The sequence below is a fragment of the Paenibacillus motobuensis genome (assembly GCF_039521865.1).
GTDB classification, from domain to species: Bacteria; Bacillota; Bacilli; order Paenibacillales; family Paenibacillaceae; genus Fontibacillus; species Fontibacillus motobuensis.
Genome location: NZ_BAAACX010000006.1, coordinates 168,538 through 190,498, shown reverse-complemented (window position 1 = coordinate 190,498; position 21,961 = coordinate 168,538). Strand labels below are relative to the sequence as shown.

Here is a 21,961-nt window from a genome sequence, read left to right as displayed (position 1 = left end):
TCACTCTCTCTCCAGTTTGTTTAATAGATAAGTTCGAAGATGGGCCGACATCAGCTCTCTAATCTGTTGCTCCTGACCTTCCGCAAGCGCCTTCATGATTTCTATATCTAACAAGGTAGCGCTTATTTCACTTAACACTTCAATACTTTCTCTAGATAATTGCTTTGGTGCCAGCATAAGTAGAAACCGTGACAATACAGCCGACCCTGGTTCCTCCATACTGAAGCTGTGATCTAGTTCAAACAGCATCAGTAGAGGCCTCTTCACCGTATCCGATCGGGTATGAAAGAGCGCTAGTTCGGTTCCAGGAATCATCTGCGTTCCATTCTTCTCCCGTTCGAGCAGTAGTCTAGCGACTACATCGGGCTCTTCAACGGCTTCCTGGATCTGAGGATGAAAGCATGCGGCCTGCAGCCATTTCATCAGACTTGGCGTGCCGCTGATCTGCAGCGGAATCACACGGAATGCTTCCAATATCTCGATACTTAGCTGAACACTTTTGTTGAGATAACGCAGATCCTCAATGGCAGCCATTCCAACTGACTGCTCTTGATTTTCTTGCGTCTTCGCAGCCATACGAAAATCTTCATCTATTGCATGATGCAGTAATTTACCAGGCGTTTGCTCCTGTAACAGATGCCGTGAGCCTCGTTCTTTAATATAGTTCCGAAGCTGAACCGTCTCATCTTCATTCAGCAGCGGACTTAATTTCAAATATTGATCTTCGCGCAAAGGCAGTTCCACCGTGCTGATGATCAGATCATAATCCGACCTTGGAATTCGCACTGCCTCATACCATGAAGCCTGACCTGCGATCTTGATCTGCGGGAATTCCCTCCGCAGTCGTACAGCCAGCAGCTTGGAAGAACCGATCCCGCTCGTGCAGACGATAACCACCCGAATGTTTGGATGGATCTGCCCGATCCGTTCCTGGGAAGCTCCAAAATGCATGACCAGAAAAGCGATCTCTTCATCTGGAATGTTGTTGTTAGGAAAAGCAGCATTGGCCGCTTGCCGGACTCGGCCGAACAATTCCCCATATTCCTTGCGAATCGTATCCATTAATGGATTGCGAATGCGCTGTCCGGCACTAATCCGTTCCAGAGCTGCTCCCAAATGAGTGAATAATCCGTCCCTTAGCGAGCGGTCTGCCATATAATCCTGATCATCAAATTCTGCCATATAATGAATCAGGGATCGGACCGCTCCCGCCAGTTCCAGGTCATCAGCGGGCAACGATTCGCCCGCATGCCCTCTAGCCTTCTTCAACAAGCTAGCGGTATATATCATCTCAACCGTTGAATATTCCAGATTCAATGCTTCGCCAAGATGTTTACATAAGCTTTCAATCTCTGCGATTTGTTCTTCAGTTGCTCCTTGTCTGCCGCGGACAATCCGCCCAGCCTCCGCTTCGCTGATCTCCTTCTTCGATCCTATACGGTCCGCAGCGATTGACAGGTGGATTAGCAGATCAGTATATGCCTCTTCACTGAACGACTCCTCCAGAGACTGCTCTTCCCACTTCCACAATATCTCTTCGATCGTCTTAATCGAGTTGACACCAGCCATCGACGCAATCCGGCGATCCACTGGATGAAGCAAGCTCTGATCGGCTCCGGATATGAGTGTCAAGTCATCGAAGCGAATTCCAACGAGATCCCGAATGGCTTCACGGATTGCTGGTTCAGAACCTTTGATCTCAACACCATAACCTCGCCGCCGTATAAGCCTAAGCTTCTGCTTGCCAATCCAATCTGTCAGATCATCGAGATCGGCAGAAATGGTTGACACCGTTACCTTCATCTCGTGAGCCAGCGCGTACAATTTGATCGGTTCATGAGACTCAAGCAGTCTGTACAGCAGGAAGATCTGACGCTCATCCGCTGAGTATTCCGCATTAGCCGGAGTGAGAAGCTCTGATTTAATATGCTCAAGCCGCTCAGGCTCCCCTTCCAGACTAAGACCCGAACCCGCCTTCCGGTGAAGCAAGATCCCCCTGCGATGCAGATAGCTCTCTACCGCATCGAGTTCCCTATGCACCGTTCGCGGACTCACACGAATACTCTCGGCAATCTCGGCAACGGTGGATTCATGGGGACTGCGGAGAAGCAAGTCCAGGATCTGTCTCATGCGCTGTGTAATTTCCATAGATCATGCCTCCAAAAAAGCGGTCGTAATAAGCGAAAGATGCTGACAATTGCGCATCCTTCGGCCTATTGGTATATTGTTATTTCAATCGTTCAACAAGCACGTCATATTCCGGGCTCTTCAGGAAATTGTCGATGGAAATATGCTCGGCCTGCGGCGCAATTCCACGGGCGCGATCCGTTAACGTCTTATGCGTAACAACGATATCTGCATCGGACGGAATGTCGCCAATCGCTGTATTGCCGACTTCGATCAGTGACCCTGCCGCTTTCATTTTCTTGCGTAGAATGGAAGCACCCATAGCACTTGATCCCATACCCGCATCACAAGCAAAAATAATCTTACGAACCTCTTCCTTACTCTTCTGTTCTCCAGAAGCTTCCATGGCGATGGACGCGCTTGCTTCTCTTGCTGCTACCCCACTTGCAGCTAGCGAACCCGCCGCTTTCATATCCTTCACGCGCTTGGTTGCTTCCTCCAATTCATCCCGATCTTCTTCTTGTTTCTTCTCCGTCTTCAGCAATAGTGCTGAAACACCGAAGGAGACAATTGCCGCTGTAATAACACCGCTCAGTGCCGGGATAATCTCGCCACGTGGAGCCATAGCTAGATAAGCGATAATACTTCCCGGTGATGGCGGACCAACAAGTCCGGCGTTCAGCAACGAGAATGTGAGCGTACCTGTCACACCACCGGCTATAGCGGCCAGAATGAGTCGAGGCTTCATCAAAATATACGGGAAGTAAATCTCATGAATCCCGCCAAAGAAATGAATGATCGCAGCACCTGATGCTGATTGTCTAGCACTACCACGACCAAAGAACATGTAAGCAAGCAGGATACCAATACCAGGGCCTGGATTTGATTCCAGCATATACAGTAACGATTTACCCGCACTCAGCGCTTGCTCCGCGGCAATCGGACTTAGTACGCCGTGGTTGATCGCATTGTTAAGAAACAGTACCTTGGCTGGCTCGATCAGAACGTTGACCAGTGGAATCAGATGATTGCTGACTAGAAAATCCACACCCGCCGACAGAGCACTTGTAACCGCTTCAATAATACGCCCTACGATGGAGTATGAGATTAGTACGAGCCCGCCGCCGATAATCCCCAGCGAGAAATTGTTAACCAGCATTTCAAAGCCGGATTTAATCTTGCCTTCTACTGCTTTATCGAATTTCTTAAGCACCCAGGCAGCCCCAGGTCCAACAGCCATGGCGCCGAGGAACATCGGAATATCCGTACCGACGATAACTCCCATCGTAACTAGGGCACCAATTACCCCGCCGCGCTGCTTATGTACCATCGTACCCCCGGTGTAACCGATTAAGAGCGGAAGCAGAAACTTGATCATCGGATCAACGAGCTTGGCTAAGTATTCATTCGGAATCCAACCTGTTGGAATGAACAGAGCCGTAATCAAACCCCACGCGATGAACGCCCCAATATTTGGCATCACCATGCCGCTTAGGAAACGTCCGAATTTTTGGACTCCCACCCGTGCAGAACCAGACGAAGTGGAAGATGTTGTTTGGGCCATATGACAGCCTCCCTATAGTTTTGCGAGCGGACTATTGGGCTAATTACCGCTCGTTATGTACCCATCGTATTGGACATATGAGAGATACTCAACAAAATGAAAACGCTATATTGTCAGTATATCTACTGACAAGACTTTACTAATCCGCCTACAAACCTTTATAAATAAGCTTTCTTTAATATGTGAATTTCATCACAATTATGGTTTTATTCTTTCTGATCTCTTTCGGAAATCTATAATAATTAGGGGAAACACTTTATTTTTTACACCTCCCCATATGGTATACTTTGGACAAAAAGATATCCTGGAGGAAGCGATGACAACTTTCGAGCAAGCTGCTTATAACACAAAGCAATATAGAAATTTGTTCAAGGAAATCGGCTATTCTGAGGAAGAAATTAACGCAAAGCTTGAGGGCACATGGAATGAACTGTTCTACGGGGATTCTGATGTGCGGATCTACTACCCGTTGGATGAGAATAAAGGATATTTGCTTGATACCGGCAATATTGATGTGAGAACCGAGGGCATATCCTACGGAATGATGATGGCTGTTCAGATGAACAAAAAAGATGAATTTGACCGACTGTGGACATTCGCTAAGGAATTCATGCAGCATACGGAAGGACGTTATAAAGATTATTTCGCCTGGCATTGCAAGCCAGATGGTACGCGGTTGTCTCCGGGACCCGCACCAGATGGTGAAGAATTCTTCGCGATGGCGTTATTCTTCGCCTCGAATCGCTGGGGAGACGGACCTGAGCCGTACGACTACTCCGCGCAGGCGAGAACAATTCTCCGCGCCTGCCTGCATCAAGGCGAGAATGGGGAAGGCGATCCCATGTTTGATCCGGCAACCAAGCTCATCAAATTTGTGCCAGAGTCTTCATTTAGCGATCCGTCCTATCATCTCCCCCATTTCTATGAGTTGTTCGCCCTGCATGCTGATGAGCAGGATCGAGCATTTTGGAGCGAAGCTGCTGAAGCAAGCCGAAGCTATTTGCATAAGGCCTGTCATCCCGTAACCGGACTGGCTGCAGAATATGCGAATTACGATGGAACGCCTGCAGACCCTCAGCCCCATGGCGACTTCCGTCATTTCTTCAGCGATGCGTACCGGGTTGCAGCGAATATTGCCCTCGATTGGGAATGGTTCCGGAAGGACCCTTGGCAGGTGGAGCAGTCTAACCGGATTCAACGTTTCTTCCGTGATATTGAGGTATCGGACTACCGTCGCTATACGATTGACGGACAGCCTTTTGAAGAAGCGGCGCTGCATCCCATCGGGCTGCTGGCGACCAATGCGATGGCATCGCTTGCCGCGGACGGACCAGATGCGGAACGATTCGTACACCTGTTCTGGAATACCCCTCTTCGCAGCGGCGAACGGCGCTATTACGACAATTGTCTGTATTTCTTCGCCCTACTCGCTCTTAGCGGCAATTTCCGAATATATTGATTAACGAATATATATATCCCTCCTAAACAAAACGAAGAGAGGCAGCCTCCCGATGGGGCTACCTCTCTTCATTTCTTCTCGATTCTTATCCAATATTATCGTTTTACTACGGATGGTGAACACGGAGAAACCAATGAAGCTACATTGGCACCAATGGGAAGGGTTTGAGAAAAAAATATAATTATTAAAAAAGATTGGAAAACTGAATCATTAGTTTTCCAATTTTTTTAGATTATATTAAAGAACAATTAAGGTTCCCCTCAGGTTGGCTGCCTACAATAGTATCAAGATTAATTTCTCACTTAACCCAACATCATGTGTACTTAAAACTATGAAACGAGGTTTTTCTAATATGAACATAAAGCGAGTGATGATCATCGGAACGATGGTTGCCGTAATTTCCTTCGGAAACACCACGTTAAGCGGCTCCATCACAAGCTCAAATCCGGTCGCCAGACTGTCAGCAGCTGACAATAAGAATCCAGGAAAGGATGATTTGTTGGAAGCTTTGAATCAACCTTCCGACAAGGAACTGTATGAGTCGTTATATGAAGGTAAATCGCTGTATGACATTGCGGCTGATCAAGAAGGCGATATTGACCAAGTCATTGAACTGCAGACCAATCAATTGCAGAAGCAACTGGATGACCGCCTAAAAAGCGGAAGCATTACCGCTAAGCAGTATGAAGCACATAGTGAAGAACTCAAGGAGCTCATTGAGCAAAGTGTACTTACATCCTTCGGTTAACGAATCATTGAACCTTCTCTAACGAAACTGGGTATCGCTATTAAACTCAATTACGGGCTTAAAGCTAGTTTTTCTCTTAAATAACGATATGGAGATTCGTTAGAATAAATTTACCACTGTTTTCGAGGAAATAACGATCCGTAGTTTCGTTAGGGATTGCTCATATCTATTTACCCAGAGACTACCTGTTCCTGACCAAGCGAAATCTTCTGCAATCTCGGGATGAGAGCATAGGCAAATGTGATAAACGGACTCATCCACAAGAAAGTCGCATATGGCAGATATTCGATAACAGGAACCCCAAGTGTCGCGGCGAAGAAAGCGCCACTAACTCCCCATGGGATCAGTGGGTTCACGAGTGTGCCGCAGTCCTCTAGCGTACGGGACAAAGTCTTGGCAGGAATACCTCTTCGATTATATTCCTCCTTGAACATTTGGCCAGGCAGCAGAATCGACAAGTATTGTTCCCCTGTCATCCCGTTTATCGCGATGGACGAAGCTCCAGTCATTAGAACGATAGCGCTGCTTCGCTTCAAAGGCTGAATCACTTTGCGGAAAAAAGCGTCGATAACGCCGCAATGCTGCAACAAGCCTCCTAGAGAAAGGGCGATCAGAATCAGCGATACAGACCACATCATCGACTGCAGTCCACCGCGGTTGACGATGGAAGCTACAGTCTCATTGGCGATCGAGCTATGATAACCACTCTGCATGACGTTGAACCAGACATCGATTGCCGTCTGATGCTGAACGAATGCCGTTATTAGAAGTCCGGTGACGATCCCTATGACTAGTGTTGGAATAATAGATACCCGTTTGAAAGAGCAAGCAATAACGGCAATTGGCGACAAGAGCGTCAACCAATGGATCTGGAACCCTTCTTGCAAGGCTAGCTTGATCTGCTGGATAGAAGATAGATCCATCGCTTCAGGCTTTGGCGCAAACATGAAAAATACAGTAGTAATGATCAGTGCCGGGATCGTTGTGTACATCATATTGCGAATATGTGTGAATATGGAGACGCCTGCTACGGCAGGTGCAAAATTCGTCGTATCCGATAGCGGCGACATTTTGTCCCCGAAGCAGGCTCCACAGATGATCGCACCTGCAGCCAAGGTTGGAGATATTCCCGTCGTTAATGCAATGCCCATGAAGGCAACGCCAACCGTACTCACCGTAGTAAATGAACTGCCTGTAAACATCGAGACGATGATCGTTACATATAGTGCACTCACCGCGAAAAATTGCGGTTTAATATAGTCCATTCCATAGTATAGAATCGTTGGAACAGTTCCGCTCATCATCCATACAGCAATAAGAATGCCAATCAGTGACAGAATGAGAATCGGCATAATTGCTGTCTGGATCCCCTGAATGATCGCCGATTCGAGCTTCTTCCAAGGGAAGCCAAACAGGCGCAGCATAGTTGCTGTGCCAACGGTCGTTGCCAACAATGGTAGATGCGGCTCCGATTTCAAGAGAAATATGGAGACAAATAAAAGCGCTAGAATAAAAACAATGAGAAAAATACTTTTTGAGAAACTCAGCTCTCGGTTCATGATGTAAGGACTCCTTATTCAATTGTTGTTGCCAAGGAAAATAAATATTCTCATCTCCGATGAGACTAAAGAATTATTTATCGCCTTTATGCTTCCCTGCTTTCTTGCTTTCGGGCTTTCTTGCATTGAAGCACAAAGGTACTATAACGATAAATCCATAAGGAGTCAATGTCTATGTTTTGAACAAACCTATTAAACCCACAATAAATTTTACTGCTCATCCGCATCCATCGGATGCCTGCTCAGAAACTCAATAACCAACTCATTAATTTGCTGCTTCTGTTCTACACTAAGAAGATGCCCGGCCTTGGGCACGATTGCGAGGGTAATATCGGGAATCATAAGGGCCTTCGCCTGCACTTCCGGAATGGAGTGACGGTAGATAACCTCATCTTCGCCGACGACAAATAAGGTTGGAAATGAGCATTGAGAGAGTTCTGTCGCCATAAAAACCGAAGGAAGTAGACCAAGCCGAGGAAAACAGTTCTTATAGCTTGCTGACATCAGCGCCCGGTAAGAAGAGGGTAACAGATCAAGAGTATTTTGCTTCGACATGCACCAGGTAAATGCCCGGTCAATCAGCCACTGCGTCTTAAACATCACCGCTGGGAACATATGCAGATAGAACATTCTGGACAGTGGTGCGAAGGAACCGGCAGGTGCCAGCAAAGTAAGTGAGCGCACTCGCTCTGAATGAACCACCGCAAAATTCAAGGATATGAATCCCCCCATCGAATGCCCCAGTAAATGAAACTTCTCCAAGTGAAGCCCCTGGGTCAGCTCCAACAGCCACTTTGCTGCTGCCTCTTTACTGGATAATGGCTTCAGCAGCGTGCTTTTCCCAAAATCTCCAGGAACATCGATGCAATATACGTAATAGTCCCTGCACCATTCAGCGATGTTCGCGCTCCACATCAGTGACGTAGCGGTCATGCCATGAATGAGCAGCAGAGGCGGATTGGCTGGATTCCCGCATCGAATGATATGTGTTTCACCAAATTCGGTGGACACATAACTAATTTCGTAAGCGACGGGCCACTCGCTTAACGCTTGGTCATATGCTGCCAAGAAGCGGTCTCTCCCCTGCTCGTTTCTATATATGGATAATCCCTTCATTTCCATTTCCATCAGATCACTCCTCTTCACGTGCATGCGTGAAAATTCTCAAGATTTGATCTACCTGCGGGAAATCCTCCAGCTCGGAATAGGTTAAGCGAGTGAAAATAACACCGTTCAGCATGGAAGAGTACATAAGTGCTTGCTTAAAAGGATCGGCGTGAATGAACTCCCCTTGCTTCTGACCCTCGCGAAATAATTGCTCAAGTAATTGCAGGTTTTGTCCAGAGTATTCCTTGGATATTGCCGCGGCCTCTTCTGGAACCGTCTTCGATGTATTGGTTTGCAAGGCGATCAGGAAGAAATAACCACTCCCTGCGGTATGAGCAAAGATTCCTTCTGTCAACTCCTTCAGCCGTTCATACGGACTTCCGCCGTTCTCTACAACTTGACGGATTGTCTCATAGGACGTTGTAAACGCAGTTCTGGCAAGTTCAATATAGATATCTTCTTTGGAAGCGAAATAATGATAAATCAACCCATGGCTTAGCTGTGCTTCCCTGACAATATCACTTACTTTCGTACCCGCATAACCTCGCTCCCCAAACACCTTCGCTCCGGCTTCGAGCAATTGCTGCTTGCGCGCATCACGAATTTGCTGATTTTGTTCATCGATTCTTGGGGACATGACGTACCGCCTCCTTGATGCAAATATGGATTATAAAGGAATCATAATATTCATTGATTAATTAGTCAATCAAAAAAAACAAAATAAGGAAACCGCCCATACAGGCGATCTCCTTATCCCTAGTTTAAATCAACTTATATTCCTTCAAGAGCTGCATGATTCTGGTGTTAGAAATTTTCTTAACCCCTGTCATCGCAGCTAACTTGACGGTATCTGGAAGCTCCATGTCGGTTAGTTTGTTGCCATCCATCATTTTCGCTGTGGAATCCAAAAGCACACGGACATCATAAGCAGATCCAAATACTTCTGGAACGCCGCGGTCAATGTCTAGCAATGTGTATACGGCTTCCATCGCGGTACGGACGGAATACTCCGTAGTGAACACCGTATCTCGCGGTGTCTCTGCAAAGTTACCGATAAAGGCGGCGTTAACACAGCCATCAGGAACGACGTTCGGACGATCGCCTGCTGCTCTTGGCATAAAGTAAGAGGTAACATACGGCATCATGCAAGGAACACAGTTGGCGGAGTTTACTGCCATATCGTGAATCTCTGCTTCCGGTACGCCCATATGATAGAGCCACTCTTCCGTGATTTCAATACCCGTACAGTCTTTCATCGGTTTCTTGATGTAATCGCCTGGCACGTCGCAATACAAGCTATACACCCACACGACGAGCTGATCTTTTGGCTGGGATTTGAAGTGAGGCTGGCGATTCAGCGTAAAGCTCATCAGCCATTTCGAATCCTTGACTGTCACGATACCGCCGGTGACGACCTTGCCGCTGAATGGGTCCCGTTTGCAAATCTTCTCGATGTAAGGAGGAATTCGGTCATCCAGCGTTGTAATTGTAGCAGATTCCCAGTTGCTTTCGGCAATGTTGCCGCAGAATTTGTCTGGGCGGCCAAAGGCAGGATCCTGTTCCGCGATTTTCTTCCATAGCTCCCAGCTTCCACCGAGAGCAGTATTCATAACAGCTGGCGTGTTGTTATCTCCTAATGTGGAGCTTTCCGTATTACTGCCGTTCGTAATGAAGACCAGATCATTTTCGGTCAGGTCAATGTGCTTTTCTTGTCCTTTTTGAACATATACTAGCTTTTTAGCCACTTTCTTTGTACCTGTAATCTCAAATTCTACATTGGTTACGGTCGTAGCATATTGGAAGGTAACACCTTGGTCTTCCAAGTACTTCATCAGTGGCAACGCAAGTGATTCGTACTGATTATATTTAGTGAATTTCAGTGCCGAGAAGTCAGGCAATCCACCGATATGATGGATGAATCTAGCAACGTATCTGCGCATCTCCATCGCACTATGCCATGGTTCGAACGCAAACATCGTCTGCCAGTAAAGCCAGAAATTCGAGTTGAAGAAATCTTCAGAGAAGACATCTGTAATTTTCAAATCTTCAAGCGCTTCTTCTGGAGTGAAGAACAATTTGATAATTTCCATTGAAGCGGTTTGTGTAAGTGTAAACTTGCCATCGGTATGCGCATCCTCACCACGATTGAGAATCGCACGCTGTAGGGAGTAGTTCGGATCCTCTTTGTTGAGCCAATAAAATTCATCTAGTACCGATGCACCTTCTGTTTCCAATGAAGGAATGGAGCGGAATAAATCCCAGAGGCACTCGAAGTGATTTTCCATTTCCCTACCACCACGGATAATGAATCCTCTGCCGTCATCATAGATGCCGTCCAATCCGCCTCCAGAAATATCGAGTTCCTCAAGAATATGAATGTTCTCGCCTTTCATCTGACCATCACGTATGAGGAATGCGGCCGCGGACAGTGATGCTAGACCTGAGCCAATCAAATAGGCAGATTTTTGATCCACACCATGTGGTTTTTTAGGACGGGCAAAAGCTTCGTAGTTTCCATTGCTGTAATACATGCTTATAACCTCCATTTAGAATTTCATTTTAGCGCAACCTGCACATGATTATCTTCCCTGCAAATTCACTATACTGCTCATGTAGAACGTTTACACTAAACAGTAAAAGGGCTATGTATAAAATTTATACATAACCCTTAAAATGTCTAAATATTTGATTCCGCATTTGAGCCTGTCCCGCGCTAGCTAATGTGCACATATTTACTGATCGCCTTCTCAACATCGCCTTCAACCAGGATGCTTAACCGGTCAATTATCAAGCTGGGTTCTTCACCCATGCCGTTGCGAATCCATTCCAGCATGATGCCGATGAACGCAAAGGTATAAAAGTTGGCAATGAATTTCTTGTCTTCCGGTCGCACCTGCTTGCCGTCATTGACCTCTTCAATCACACCCATCAACAGTTCGAATACCGCCTGATGCAGGAAGAGATCCAGATGCTCCCGCCCCATGGAACGATAGGTACTGAGGCAGAACTTCTTGTTGTCTAGAACGTAATGGAATATTTTCAGGAAGCCCTGCTGCCAGGTGTCATAGGTACGACAGTTGGATATCGCGTCCAGCGCCTCCGTCTTATAAATCCAGCCTAGCAAATCATATATATCCTGAAAATGATAATAAAACGTCTGTCGGTTCACTCCGCATTCGGCAACCAGATCCTTCACCGTGATTTTCTCCAATGAGGATCGTTCCATCATCGATTTAAGAGTAGAAGCCAAAGCCTTCTTCGTCATTACGGACATCGTCGCACAGCCCTTTCAATAGATGATCACTCTACTTGCCAATTAGCGATTGAGAGCTTGATATACTCATAAAAGCTGTAAAAATTAACTTTTATTATTATAACTCCCTTTAGCTAATCGTTAAAAGGGCCTATGTGATCAAGTCGTTGCAGTTCCATCGGTTCAGAGCGGTCGGTATATTGCCGCTGTAATCCCAGACCATCAAAGAATAAATTGAAATTGAGATGAAAATCGGCACTCTAAATGAAAAAGCCGATTCCTTATACAAGGATCAACCCTTTTATCTTATGGTTTAGCGTACATATTAATTTCTTCAGGGTTATGGAAATAATGATCCGCCTCAATGTTATGCTCCGGGTTTGCTCCCCACATTGCCAGACCAAAGGCTACTTTGGAATCACGAGCACAGCTGGAATCATAGACAGTATCTCCTATGTAGATCGCGCTGCTCGGATCGGCTCTGGAGACCTCCAGGAACTTGTAGATCGGCTCCGGATGAGGCTTATGAAGCTCGGTATCGTCAGCGCACACAACAACCGAAAGATACTTCATCAGGCCGAAGGGTTCAAAATCGTCCTTGAGCTCCTCCTTCGTCTTCGAGGTCACGATACCTAACTGGACGCCTCGAGAAGCCAGCGTGTGCAAAGTTTCTTCCACGCCGGGATATACATGAATCGTATCCATAAAATCCTTCATATACCGATTCCATAATTCATTGGCCCGGTCAATGTCCTCGATTCCTAGCTGCGGAAGAGATCGTGAACCCGGAATTCCTAATACGAATGACAAGTCTTCACGCGCATAGCTCTTATTGTATTCGAGCTGAAGCATCTTCTGTAGCGATCCAAGCACCGCTTCTTCCGTATTGATCAAAGTACCATCAACATCAAAAATAAGAGTCTTATAGATTGCTCTCACCTCCGGTAATGCCCGAGCCTGCAACACTCGCGCTCAAGTATAATACGAATCCCTCCAAAGTAAAGTTACAAGATGAATTCAGACTCCAGTAAGGAGTATTGGAATGAATCATGCCATTTCCCCCTATGCCATAAATGCTCTCGCAAATGTCCCTCGTATTTCATTCCGTTCTTCTGCATGACCTTGGCGGAGCCAAGATTGTCCGGCCGACATGTCGCATAAATTCTGTGAAGGCCCAGTTGATGGAACCCAAAGCGAAGCATCGCGCCCGCAGCTTCGGTTGCATATCCTTGGCCCCAGTACGGATGGTTGAAGCAGTACCCTATCTCTCCTTGTCTGGATCCGCTGATGTGAAGACTGCAGCCCCCAATTAATTCTCCTGTCCCCTGAAGTACTACAGCAAACTCGAAATCTTGTCGAACCATCTGCCGCTGCTGTTCAATGACTACATTGATAAATTGCCTCGTCTCTTCCTCCGTATTTGGACCCCAGATCATGTATTTTGTAACTAGCGGGTCCGAAGAATATTGGTGAACATCTACTAAATCCTCTAGCCTAAATTCCCTAATAATCAACCGTTTTGTTACAAATTGCATTCAACCCACCTCCGGCCCTGTCTCTCGCTCCTCACTCATATCATGTACAGGCTTATTTTTCTCATTTTACTTTGAATTTTCGTTAATTCCCACTAAAAAATGTATTTCCGTTTGACTCCCCATTCCGCCATATGCTAAGGTAATCCGAGTATTACAAATGTTTGATCGACCCTCCTACACATACATATGAAAGGAATCTGAACGAAATGATGATATACGGCCGTATTGCGATCATGATGCCCCCGTTTCCCTAGCTAGGCTCATATTCTTGTTGTAATTCATAGACAGAATATTAGCTTGTAGGAGGGCTAAATAAAATGAAAAAATATGCAGTTCCATCTCTGTTATTAATGATTGTTCTTGTTGCTTTTCCACAGATTAGCGAGACCATATACACACCTTCACTGCCTGACATCTCGGCATCGCTCGGTGTCTCAAATAGTTCTGTACAATTAACACTAAGCATTTATTTTATCGGCTTTGCGATCGGCGTCTTCTGCTGGGGCTGGCTTTCCGATTTTATCGGTCGCAGACCCGCTATGCTCGGCGGACTGCTCGTATATGGAGTTGGAAGTCTGATGTGCTACTACTCTGGCTCTATCGAGCTGCTGTTGGTCAGCCGTTTCATCCAGGCTTTTGGAGCGGCCACGGGATCGGTTATTACCCAGACAATGCTGCGTGAGAGTGTATCTGGAGAGAAACGCCATGCTATGTTCGCACAAATATCTGCGGTCATCGCCTTCACTCCGGCCGTCGGGCCGCTGATTGGCGGCTGGATCGATCAGTATCTTGGCTTTCGAGCTGTATTCTTCGCTCTGGTCGTAATGAGTGTTCTGCTGTTCCTGTATGCTTTCTTGAAATTACCGGAGACGACAGATGTATCCACCAGAACGAAGGTTGCCATTATGCCGGTAATACGGAGAATAGTGGCATCACCACGAGTACTCGTATTCGGGTTACTCATTGGCGGCATCAACGGTGTTCTGTTCAGCTATTATGCTGAGGCTCCCTTTCTGTTCATCGAATATTTTCACATGTCACCGGGAGTTTATGGCTTCCTAGGTATTATTGTCGCTTTGGCTTCCGTCATTGGCGCAATGATCTCCAAGAGACTATTAACCAAGTATGCACCGGAGAAAATTATCCATATGGGCTGCTTGATTATGACTGGCGGAGCACTTCTACTAACAGGAGCTAGCAGCTTATCCATGCTACCGGATGTTGTGATGCTGCTTAGTATTTTAATTGCCTTGTTTGTTATGCTACTCGGATCTGGTATTGCTCTGCCGAACTGTCTGAGCCTCGCTCTAGTCAGTTTCCACGACGTCATCGGCACGGCAGGTGCGGTATTTAGCCTGGGCTATTACCTATTGGTGAGCCTGGCAACCTGGGGCATGAGCCTGCTGCATAATGGTTCGCTGCTAACGATGCCGCTCTATTTCCTGGCAATCAGCGGCATTATGTGGCTGCTAGGTCGGAAGTATATTATTGTAAAATAAAACGTTAGACTATAGGCCGCTTCATGGTTTATAAGGAGTGTTAGTCCGGGGCAACTATAGTAAAAAGGGCAGTCCTGCACTTAAGCAGGGCTGCCCTTCTATATAAATCTAGTAAATCCATGTATTAGCGAACTTCTCTATTCTCTTAATCACTTGTCCCTCATCTGTAGAAACCTGCTCACTCGCCACTTTTAATAGACCCGCATGATCTCCAACGCAGACGGAGTGCTTCGCTTGCTCAAACATCGAGACGTCATTGGCATCGTTACCGAACGCGATGAACTGCTGCGGCTGCAAGCCAAGCGCCTGAAGTCCAGCCCATTTGCTTACACCTGTCGGACTGATATCAATAATATTTTCTGACCCGTGCATATGAATAACGACCGGAAGCTGTTGTAGCTCATCCAGCATCTGTTCCGGCTCCTCGCTATGCAAAATAACGGCTTTGACCAGTTCATTCAATTGCTCCAAGCATCTATTCTCAGCTCGCTGCTCAGGATCTAGATTGCGCCGGATCGGATGATGCTCATCCCCGGAATACGCATAATCCCATTCACTATCGATAAGATAGCCTGCCTTATATTTTCCTATCAATCCGATGATGCTCTCCTTCGTCTGTTCATCGAAATGAATCGTCGAGATAATCCTACCCCCATTCGCTACAAAGGCCCCATTTCCTCCAACCATTGGATATTGATGCATATGAGCAGGCAGCACCGGCAGTAGATCGCGGATCGGTCTTGCGGAAGCGAAGACAACCTCATCCCCCCTGGCTATCAATTGATCAAGAGCCTGGGTCATAGATACACTTAGAGGCTTGCCGGAGAAGATAATCGTTCCGTCCAAATCAAACACAAACTTCATCGTTGAACTCCTTCTTTTCTATTAATGCGCGTGTTCGCCTCTTCATCATAGCAATTATCTGTGTAATGAAAAGGACATATGTCCGAAATTTGATTCTCTCCTAATCTTCGCTTCTCCCCCTCAGCTTCCGCTTTCTTGCCGGTATGCGGATTTGCACGGAAGTACCAATGCCTACCCGGCTGAAGATGGATACCCCATACTCATTGCCATAATGCAGCTTCACCCGTTGATCGATATTCCGGATGCCGCAGCCGACATGACTATCATCTCGGGGATCAAATATTTCATGAATCCGCTCCGCCTTCATCCCAAGACCGTCATCAATGATCTGGTATACGATCGAGTCCTCTTCCTTCATGACAGAGATGCGGATATGAATCCGGTCCCCGCTCCAAGCATGCTTGAGCACATTCTCAATAAAAGGCTGCAAAACCAGCTTCACTGTCTCATAGGGCCATATATCGGTATCAATATCAAAGCTTACTTCCATACGCCGACCGTACTTCACCTTCTGGATGTCCAGATAGGCCGTCGCTTGATCGATCTCTGCTGCGATCGGAATCATCGTCTTCCCTGAGTTCAGTGTAAGACGATAGAATTGCGCCAACTGTACAACCATGCTCTGAAGCTTCTCCATCTCGCCGAATTTCGCCAGCTGATTAATAGAGGACAGCGTATTGTACAAGAAATGAGGGTTAATCTGCGATTGCAGCATTTCAAGCTCTGCTTCCTTCTTCTGCAGCTGGGTCAGATATACTTTATTAATTAGTGCTTCAAAATCCTCGCCCATAGCATTCAAGGCATTCGCAATTTGAGCAAACTCTCCCTTTCCGCGGTAAGCAATCCGTTTGTGAAGATTCCCTTCCCGGAATGAATTTAGCACTGATACAATCTTCGTAATTCTCTTAGAGAATGAATGAGAGACTATAAAGCCCGCATAGGCAAACAACACCACGCACACTAAGCAAATGGCAATAAAAACAGTGCGAACCCGTTTGGCTTCCTGTTCAATGATAGTAAGCGGAACCTGAGCAACAATCTTCCAGTTTTGCTGAGGCAGATTCTCTTCAATCGTCAAATAATTCTGCGTATTCTGCTCAATGGTGCTTCCCGAAGCATAGACCACATTGTCATAAGGGTCTACGACCGCTAGCACGCTGCCCTCCCCGAGCTTCGTATAATCGACGCTTTCGAACAGCTCCGATATACGCACACTAAATCGCATGACGCCAACTTCCTCAATGTTGAGTGGATTGCTCATATCAACCATACGGCGAATAAATGAGATACGCCCATCTCTCTCATCCTCTTCCACTTGTCTCCACTGCATCGTCTCATTGTATCTTTCGGCTGGCAGCGTAAAATACCAGAACTTATTCTTAATCCGACTGATATGATAGATGTCAATCGTCTGCTCATTAAAGTCCCTATTGTTCTCTCCATCCCATATCTGGTAGCGTTCACTGATCGTCTCATTATGAAAGTAGACGGACAGCCGTAAATTTAATCCCACTGCCTTCGAGGCGCTCTCCAGCTTTGGTGTAATCACCTTCGTCATGCGATTATATTTGTTAAAGCCTGACTCCTTCCGGCGAATGCTCTGGTTTAACGAGCGATCGTCATATATCGTAGCGGAGGTTTGAACGATATCATCTACTTTGTAAGCTACATTATCACGTATCTGCATCAGCGTACCCTGGATGTTCGCACGGGTCTGATTGCGCATGGTAGCATCATACATCGAATGTGAGATATAGAAGTTTGCCGAGACAAGCAGCAATATAAACACCAGGAAAGTAAGCATCAACTTGTATCCGATCGGTATGTATCCCAGCCTTTTTTTATCAACCTTAACGATTGGTGCCCAGATCCCCTTCATTCAGTCTCTCGCTTTCGATATTCCAATGGAGTCAGACCGAACTTCTCTTTGAATTGTCTGCTGAAATAAGGAAGATACCGGTACCCTACCTGATCGGCCACTTCATAGATCTTCACCCCGGGCTGTCTTAACAGCTCACACGCTTTCTCCATGCGCAGCTGCACAAGCAGTTCATTGAACGTATTGCCTGACTTCTCTTTAATCAGAAATCCGATATGGCTGGGCGAAAAAGAAAAATGCTCAGCAAAATCTTTAATTGTAATATTTTCGCTCATCCGTTCCTTCATCAAGCCAACGACATTCCGGATGAACTTACTGTCCTTCGAATTGGTCTTCTCATACAGGCGCTCAGAAATTTCAAACATGCGCTGCCTAAACCATGAGCGGATATCGCTAACCGTCTCGAATTTCATCAAGATATCAAGATGGTGGATTTCCATACCGAGCAGCTCAAATAAATCTTCATTCTTGCTGCTTAAATACTGATCCAGCTTCCATATGATATAGTTGGACATATTATGAACGGTAAATCGCGAACGTAGGCTCGTAATTGTTCCGAACAATTTCTCCAGCTCGTCGCAGATTTGCACAAGCTCGTACTCCTCCATCGCGCTCAAAAGAGTGGTCATCCGTTCCTCCAGCATTCGTGCATCAAGCATCCCCGGTTCAGCGCTTACATCCTCATACTTGATCACATTCCCTTTGCCCAGGAACATCTTCCCTTCAACAGCCTCCACCGCTTGCCGGTAGGACATATGCAACTGATCCATCGCATGTGCGGATTCCCCAATTCCCGCTGTAATCGATGTTGCTAAATGCGGCTGTATTCTTTCGATCAAAATATTCACCATCTGGCTCACTGTAGCATCTTCCAGTAATAGCGCAATCCGCTCTGAAGTAAGCTTGCAGTATGGGATCATGCCGAGCCCCTTGATACTCTCATGCATTTTCTGCAGAAATATCCTCGACATCTTTCGTTGTGAAGTAAAATCCCCCGCTTGCCGCCAATGTAAATTGTCTAGTTCGATTACCGCGACGCGGATCGGCCAGTTCATCTGATCAAATCCGTAAGACTTCATCATATGAGAGAGCGATTCTTCTGACTCTTCCTCCCTTTCAAGCAGCCGAATCAGGATATCGCTCTTGACGATAGGAATCATCTCACGATATGCCAGCTCTACCTCGCGCTGCTTGATCTCCTCATCCAGATCCCGCTTAACCTTCAGTAATGATGAGATTAATTCACTGTCATTCATCGGCTTCAGCACATAGCTATATGCTTTCAGGGACAGCGCTTGCTGTACATAACTGAATTCCTGATATCCGCTGACAAATATGATCCGGATATTGGGTTTGCGTTCAAGGGCAATCCTTGCCAGCTCAAGCCCAGACATGTAAGGCATATTGACATCACTAACTAAAATATCAATCGGTTCCTTCTCCATGATTTCACAGGCCGAAAGTGCATTGTTAACGCTCCCCTTCACTTCCATGCCCAGATCAGACCAAGGAATAAATCGCTTCATCCCTTCCAGGTCAAGCTCCTCATCGTCTACTAGCAATACCTTATACATGGAACCCCCTCCAGATCATTGTCAGAACCTGTAAATCCATGATGATATCACTATCATACTTGATAAGAACAGCGATATCCCAAAGAATTCAATAAATTCTTTGGGATGCCACCAGTAACTATTACTTGGTCTCTATTTCTTATTCATTTTCGCTAGGTTTTCCTGCCATTTGGCCGTCCGCCATTCCAGAAGTCTATCATAACCAAGCGACACCAAATCTTTTTGACCTTGATCGAGGATTTTATCTACTTCCTCATCACTTCCGGCCATCACCGATTTCGCATAAATCTCCAGAAACATTTCGTCTACTGATGCCTGAATGATTCCTTCCTCCGACTCCGCTGCCGGATTTAGTCCCGTAAACTCGGTTACGTTGTACTGCGTAGGCCAAGTGATTGTCTGTTGGTAACGTGTTCTCCAATCCTGCTCTTCGAAGGGGAGATTGGCCATGTATTTGTATTTGGCAGGATCGATATAGCTCGTATTCCCTACGAACATCACCGGATTATTCTTGGATTGAATTTCAGCGACTTCCTTCGGATCGTAATTCTCTGTGAAGTTCGGTTTGCCTTCTTCGTCGAAGCCCTGCCAGTTCTTGCCTTCTGGGCCGAAGAATTGAACGTTCATCCCTTCAGGACCTGTATACCAATCAAGGAAAGCGAAGATGGCTTCAGGGTCTTTAGCAGCTGTTGTAATATAGGCTGCATTCCATCCAAAGCTGGTGTATGTCCCTGGGTAAATTTTGTTCTTATCAAGTCCCGGCTTATGGATCGGCCAGATCATGAAATATCCGCCATCCGGATCCGTCTTGGTCAATTCCGCTTGTGCTTCGCCAGCAAAGTCCGTTGGGCTAGCTCCCGCAAATACCGCTACTCGCCCGGTCATCACTCTCTCTAACACCTGATCTTCAGTTTGGTTAAAAGCGTCCTGGGAAATGAGCTTCTCTCTGTATAATTTAGCGATATATTTCTGAGCCTCACGGAACACCGGGTCCGTCAAAATCGAGGTCAGCTTGCCGTCTTTGGGAACAGCACGTAATCCACTGCTGAGATGCGTATATAACGCGCCTTCACCAAATGCTGTATATAGAACCCCTAACCCTTGCATATCCTGTGCACGATGCGGCTCAAATGGAACGATGCTGTCACCGTACTTCTCTTTGACTTTGACCAGATAGTCATACAAATCATCGGTGGTCTCAAGCTTAGGCTTGCCTAGCTCATCATAGATTTTCTTATTAATGACGTAGCCTGCATTTCCAAAAGGATTAGATGAATACCAGTTCGGGAACCTATACAGCTTGCCATCGTCATGCCGGAGAAGATTCAGATCGCCCATCCAGGTCTTCAGATTAGGGTACTTATCGAGATAATCATCATATGGCACAAGCTTTCCTGCCTGATAAAGTCTGTCGATGTCCGGGTGATCACGGTCCGTCCAGATCATATCCGGCAGTTCATCGGAGGCCATCATCGCACTAAGCTTCTGCGTGTGGGCTCCTGCTGCAGCAATCATATTGATCTTTACCTGCTTCTCCTCACTTAAGTATTTGCCAATCGGTGTACTCTCCCATTTGGGGAAATCGGTATTATTATAGTGGGCATAAGCCGAAAACTCCAACGGCTTCTCACCCAGCACCCATTTGCCATCCGTATTATTTGCTGTCGTATTGTTGTTCTTCTGCTGTTGTCCTTCGTTCTTGGCGGTTCCAGGATCAGGCTTGTTGGTATCACCCGATTTACTACATCCAGCCAGTAACGTAGCAAATACGAGACACAATGATGCCATGACTAGAAGCGGCTTCCTCATCTTTCTCATTCACGTAACCCCTCTCATTCTTGAATATATGTTCAAAGCTATTCGCCTTAAACCGTTGTTAAGTGCTACTCTTTCAGTGAGCCTACTAATACGCCTTTGACAAAATATTTCTGCAAGAAAGGATATACGAGAATAATCGGCATCGTTACGACGATCATCATCGCCATCGTAAGCGATTTCGAAGTAATTTGTTTCGTCTTCTGAAGAAGCGCAGCCGAAGCGCTATCTAGTACGGCGCTCTGTCCCGTCACAATGTTGGCATTCAACGTTTGCCGAAGAATGGTCTGGATCGGCAGGAGCTTCTCGTTGGTGATGTAAATGCTTGGCAGGAACCAGTCATTCCAATGCCCCACTGCGGTCAGCAAAGCAAGCGTAGCGATAACGGGTCCTGATAGAGGCAGAACAATCCGGAAGAATACGCCCCAAGTGCTGCAGCCGTCAATATTCGCGGATTCCTCCAATCCTGCCGGAAGCGTCTTGAAGAAGGTTCGGAATATAATCATGTTCCACACACTGATCAAGGATGGAATGATGAACACTAGGAAGGAATCCATCAAACCGAGCGAACGGTTCAGGAGATAGGTTGGGATCAGCCCGCCACTGAAATACATTGTGAAGACAAAGAACACCATGTAGTAGCCGCGCCCAATCAGATAGGTGCGGGTCATTCCAAAGGCCAGGAGTGCTGTCATAAAGATAGAACTTACTGTCCCGACAATGACACGGGCTACAGAGATCAGAAATCCATCGATAAGCCGACTGTCTTGCAAGATGATCTCATAGTTCTCCCATGTGAACTGTCTTGGCCAGAACGTAATTCCGCCCTTCGCGGTGTCTACGCCCACATTCAACGATACGGCAATCGCGTTCCAGAACGGATACAGTGCCGAGAAGGCTAGTAAACTAAGCAAAATATAGATCACAACGATTACAATTTTATCGCTCAAGCTAATTCTTTTTAGCATATTACACCTC

At 46.4% G+C, this 21,961-nt stretch carries 17 protein-coding genes; 3 read left to right on the top strand and 14 right to left on the bottom strand.

Annotated features, from left to right (window positions below; all coding sequences use genetic code 11):
• Positions 1 to 2,148 carry a BglG family transcription antiterminator gene (locus ABD014_RS04710; protein WP_343858076.1) on the bottom strand — a complete coding sequence of 716 codons (2,148 nt, stop codon included), beginning with the start codon at positions 2,146 to 2,148 and terminating at the stop codon, positions 1 to 3.
• A 79-nt stretch (positions 2,149 to 2,227) separates the two neighbouring features.
• Complete coding sequence (locus ABD014_RS04705) at positions 2,228 to 3,691, bottom strand: PTS mannitol transporter subunit IIBC (RefSeq protein WP_343858075.1); 1,464 nt, start codon at positions 3,689 to 3,691, stop codon at positions 2,228 to 2,230.
• A gap of 316 nt (positions 3,692 to 4,007) precedes the next feature.
• Here ABD014_RS04705 and ABD014_RS04700 point away from each other — a divergent pair, with 316 nt between their 5' ends.
• Together ABD014_RS04700 and ABD014_RS04695 are read left to right on the top strand one after the other, a co-directional pair.
• Entirely contained in the window at positions 4,008 to 5,150 is a 1,143-nt protein-coding gene (locus tag ABD014_RS04700) for a family 8 glycosyl hydrolase (RefSeq protein WP_343858073.1), read from the top strand.
• A 352-nt stretch (positions 5,151 to 5,502) separates the two neighbouring features.
• Positions 5,503 to 5,898, top strand: coding sequence for a hypothetical protein (locus tag ABD014_RS04695; protein WP_343858071.1), 396 nt, complete (start codon positions 5,503 to 5,505; stop codon positions 5,896 to 5,898).
• Positions 5,899 to 6,068: 170 nt separating this feature from the next.
• Here ABD014_RS04695 and nhaC read toward each other — a convergent pair whose 3' ends face one another.
• The 7 genes from nhaC to ABD014_RS04660 all read right to left on the bottom strand — a co-directional run bounded on the left by nhaC (position 6,069) and on the right by ABD014_RS04660 (position 13,352).
• Positions 6,069 to 7,457, bottom strand: a complete 1,389-nt coding sequence (gene nhaC / locus ABD014_RS04690) for a Na+/H+ antiporter NhaC (RefSeq protein ID WP_343858069.1) — start codon at positions 7,455 to 7,457, stop codon at positions 6,069 to 6,071.
• A gap of 210 nt (positions 7,458 to 7,667) precedes the next feature.
• Positions 7,668 to 8,585: an alpha/beta fold hydrolase gene (locus ABD014_RS04685; RefSeq protein ID WP_343858068.1), complete on the bottom strand. Its 918-nt coding sequence runs from the start codon at positions 8,583 to 8,585 to the stop codon at positions 7,668 to 7,670.
• 4 nt (positions 8,586 to 8,589) lie between these two features.
• Positions 8,590 to 9,201, bottom strand: coding sequence for a TetR/AcrR family transcriptional regulator (locus tag ABD014_RS04680; RefSeq protein ID WP_343858066.1), 612 nt, complete (start codon positions 9,199 to 9,201; stop codon positions 8,590 to 8,592).
• Between the two features lie 124 nt (positions 9,202 to 9,325).
• Entirely contained in the window at positions 9,326 to 11,095 is a 1,770-nt protein-coding gene (locus tag ABD014_RS04675) for an oleate hydratase (RefSeq protein WP_343858063.1), read from the bottom strand.
• Positions 11,096 to 11,277: 182 nt separating this feature from the next.
• Positions 11,278 to 11,838 (bottom strand): TetR/AcrR family transcriptional regulator, encoded by a 561-nt coding sequence (locus ABD014_RS04670; protein ID WP_343858061.1) that lies wholly within the window; start codon positions 11,836 to 11,838, stop codon positions 11,278 to 11,280.
• 285 nt (positions 11,839 to 12,123) lie between these two features.
• Entirely contained in the window at positions 12,124 to 12,756 is a 633-nt protein-coding gene (locus ABD014_RS04665) for an HAD family hydrolase (protein ID WP_343858059.1), read from the bottom strand.
• A gap of 65 nt (positions 12,757 to 12,821) precedes the next feature.
• A complete protein-coding gene (locus ABD014_RS04660; RefSeq protein ID WP_343858057.1) occupies positions 12,822 to 13,352 on the bottom strand; it encodes a GNAT family N-acetyltransferase in 531 nt (176 codons plus the stop codon).
• 317 nt (positions 13,353 to 13,669) lie between these two features.
• On the opposite strand from ABD014_RS04660, the gene ABD014_RS04655 reads away from it, so the two are divergent.
• Entirely contained in the window at positions 13,670 to 14,851 is a 1,182-nt protein-coding gene (locus ABD014_RS04655) for a multidrug effflux MFS transporter (protein WP_343858055.1), read from the top strand.
• 108 nt (positions 14,852 to 14,959) lie between these two features.
• Here the strand turns inward: ABD014_RS04655 and ABD014_RS04650 are convergent, their stop codons facing one another.
• From ABD014_RS04650 to ABD014_RS04630, 5 genes are all read right to left on the bottom strand, one after another.
• Positions 14,960 to 15,715, bottom strand: coding sequence for an HAD-IIB family hydrolase (locus ABD014_RS04650; protein ID WP_343858053.1), 756 nt, complete (start codon positions 15,713 to 15,715; stop codon positions 14,960 to 14,962).
• A 100-nt stretch (positions 15,716 to 15,815) separates the two neighbouring features.
• Positions 15,816 to 17,594, bottom strand: a complete 1,779-nt coding sequence (locus tag ABD014_RS04645; protein ID WP_343858051.1) for a cache domain-containing sensor histidine kinase — start codon at positions 17,592 to 17,594, stop codon at positions 15,816 to 15,818.
• On the bottom strand, positions 17,591 to 19,168 hold the full coding sequence (locus ABD014_RS04640) for a response regulator (protein ID WP_343858048.1): 1,578 nt from the start codon (positions 19,166 to 19,168) through the stop codon (positions 17,591 to 17,593). Before ABD014_RS04640 ends, ABD014_RS04645 begins: the two co-directional genes overlap by 4 nt.
• A gap of 132 nt (positions 19,169 to 19,300) precedes the next feature.
• Entirely contained in the window at positions 19,301 to 20,986 is a 1,686-nt protein-coding gene (locus ABD014_RS04635; RefSeq protein WP_343858045.1) for an extracellular solute-binding protein, read from the bottom strand.
• A gap of 65 nt (positions 20,987 to 21,051) precedes the next feature.
• Positions 21,052 to 21,951, bottom strand: coding sequence for a carbohydrate ABC transporter permease (locus ABD014_RS04630; protein ID WP_343858042.1), 900 nt, complete (start codon positions 21,949 to 21,951; stop codon positions 21,052 to 21,054).
• Between the last annotated feature and the right edge of the window lie 10 nt (positions 21,952 to 21,961).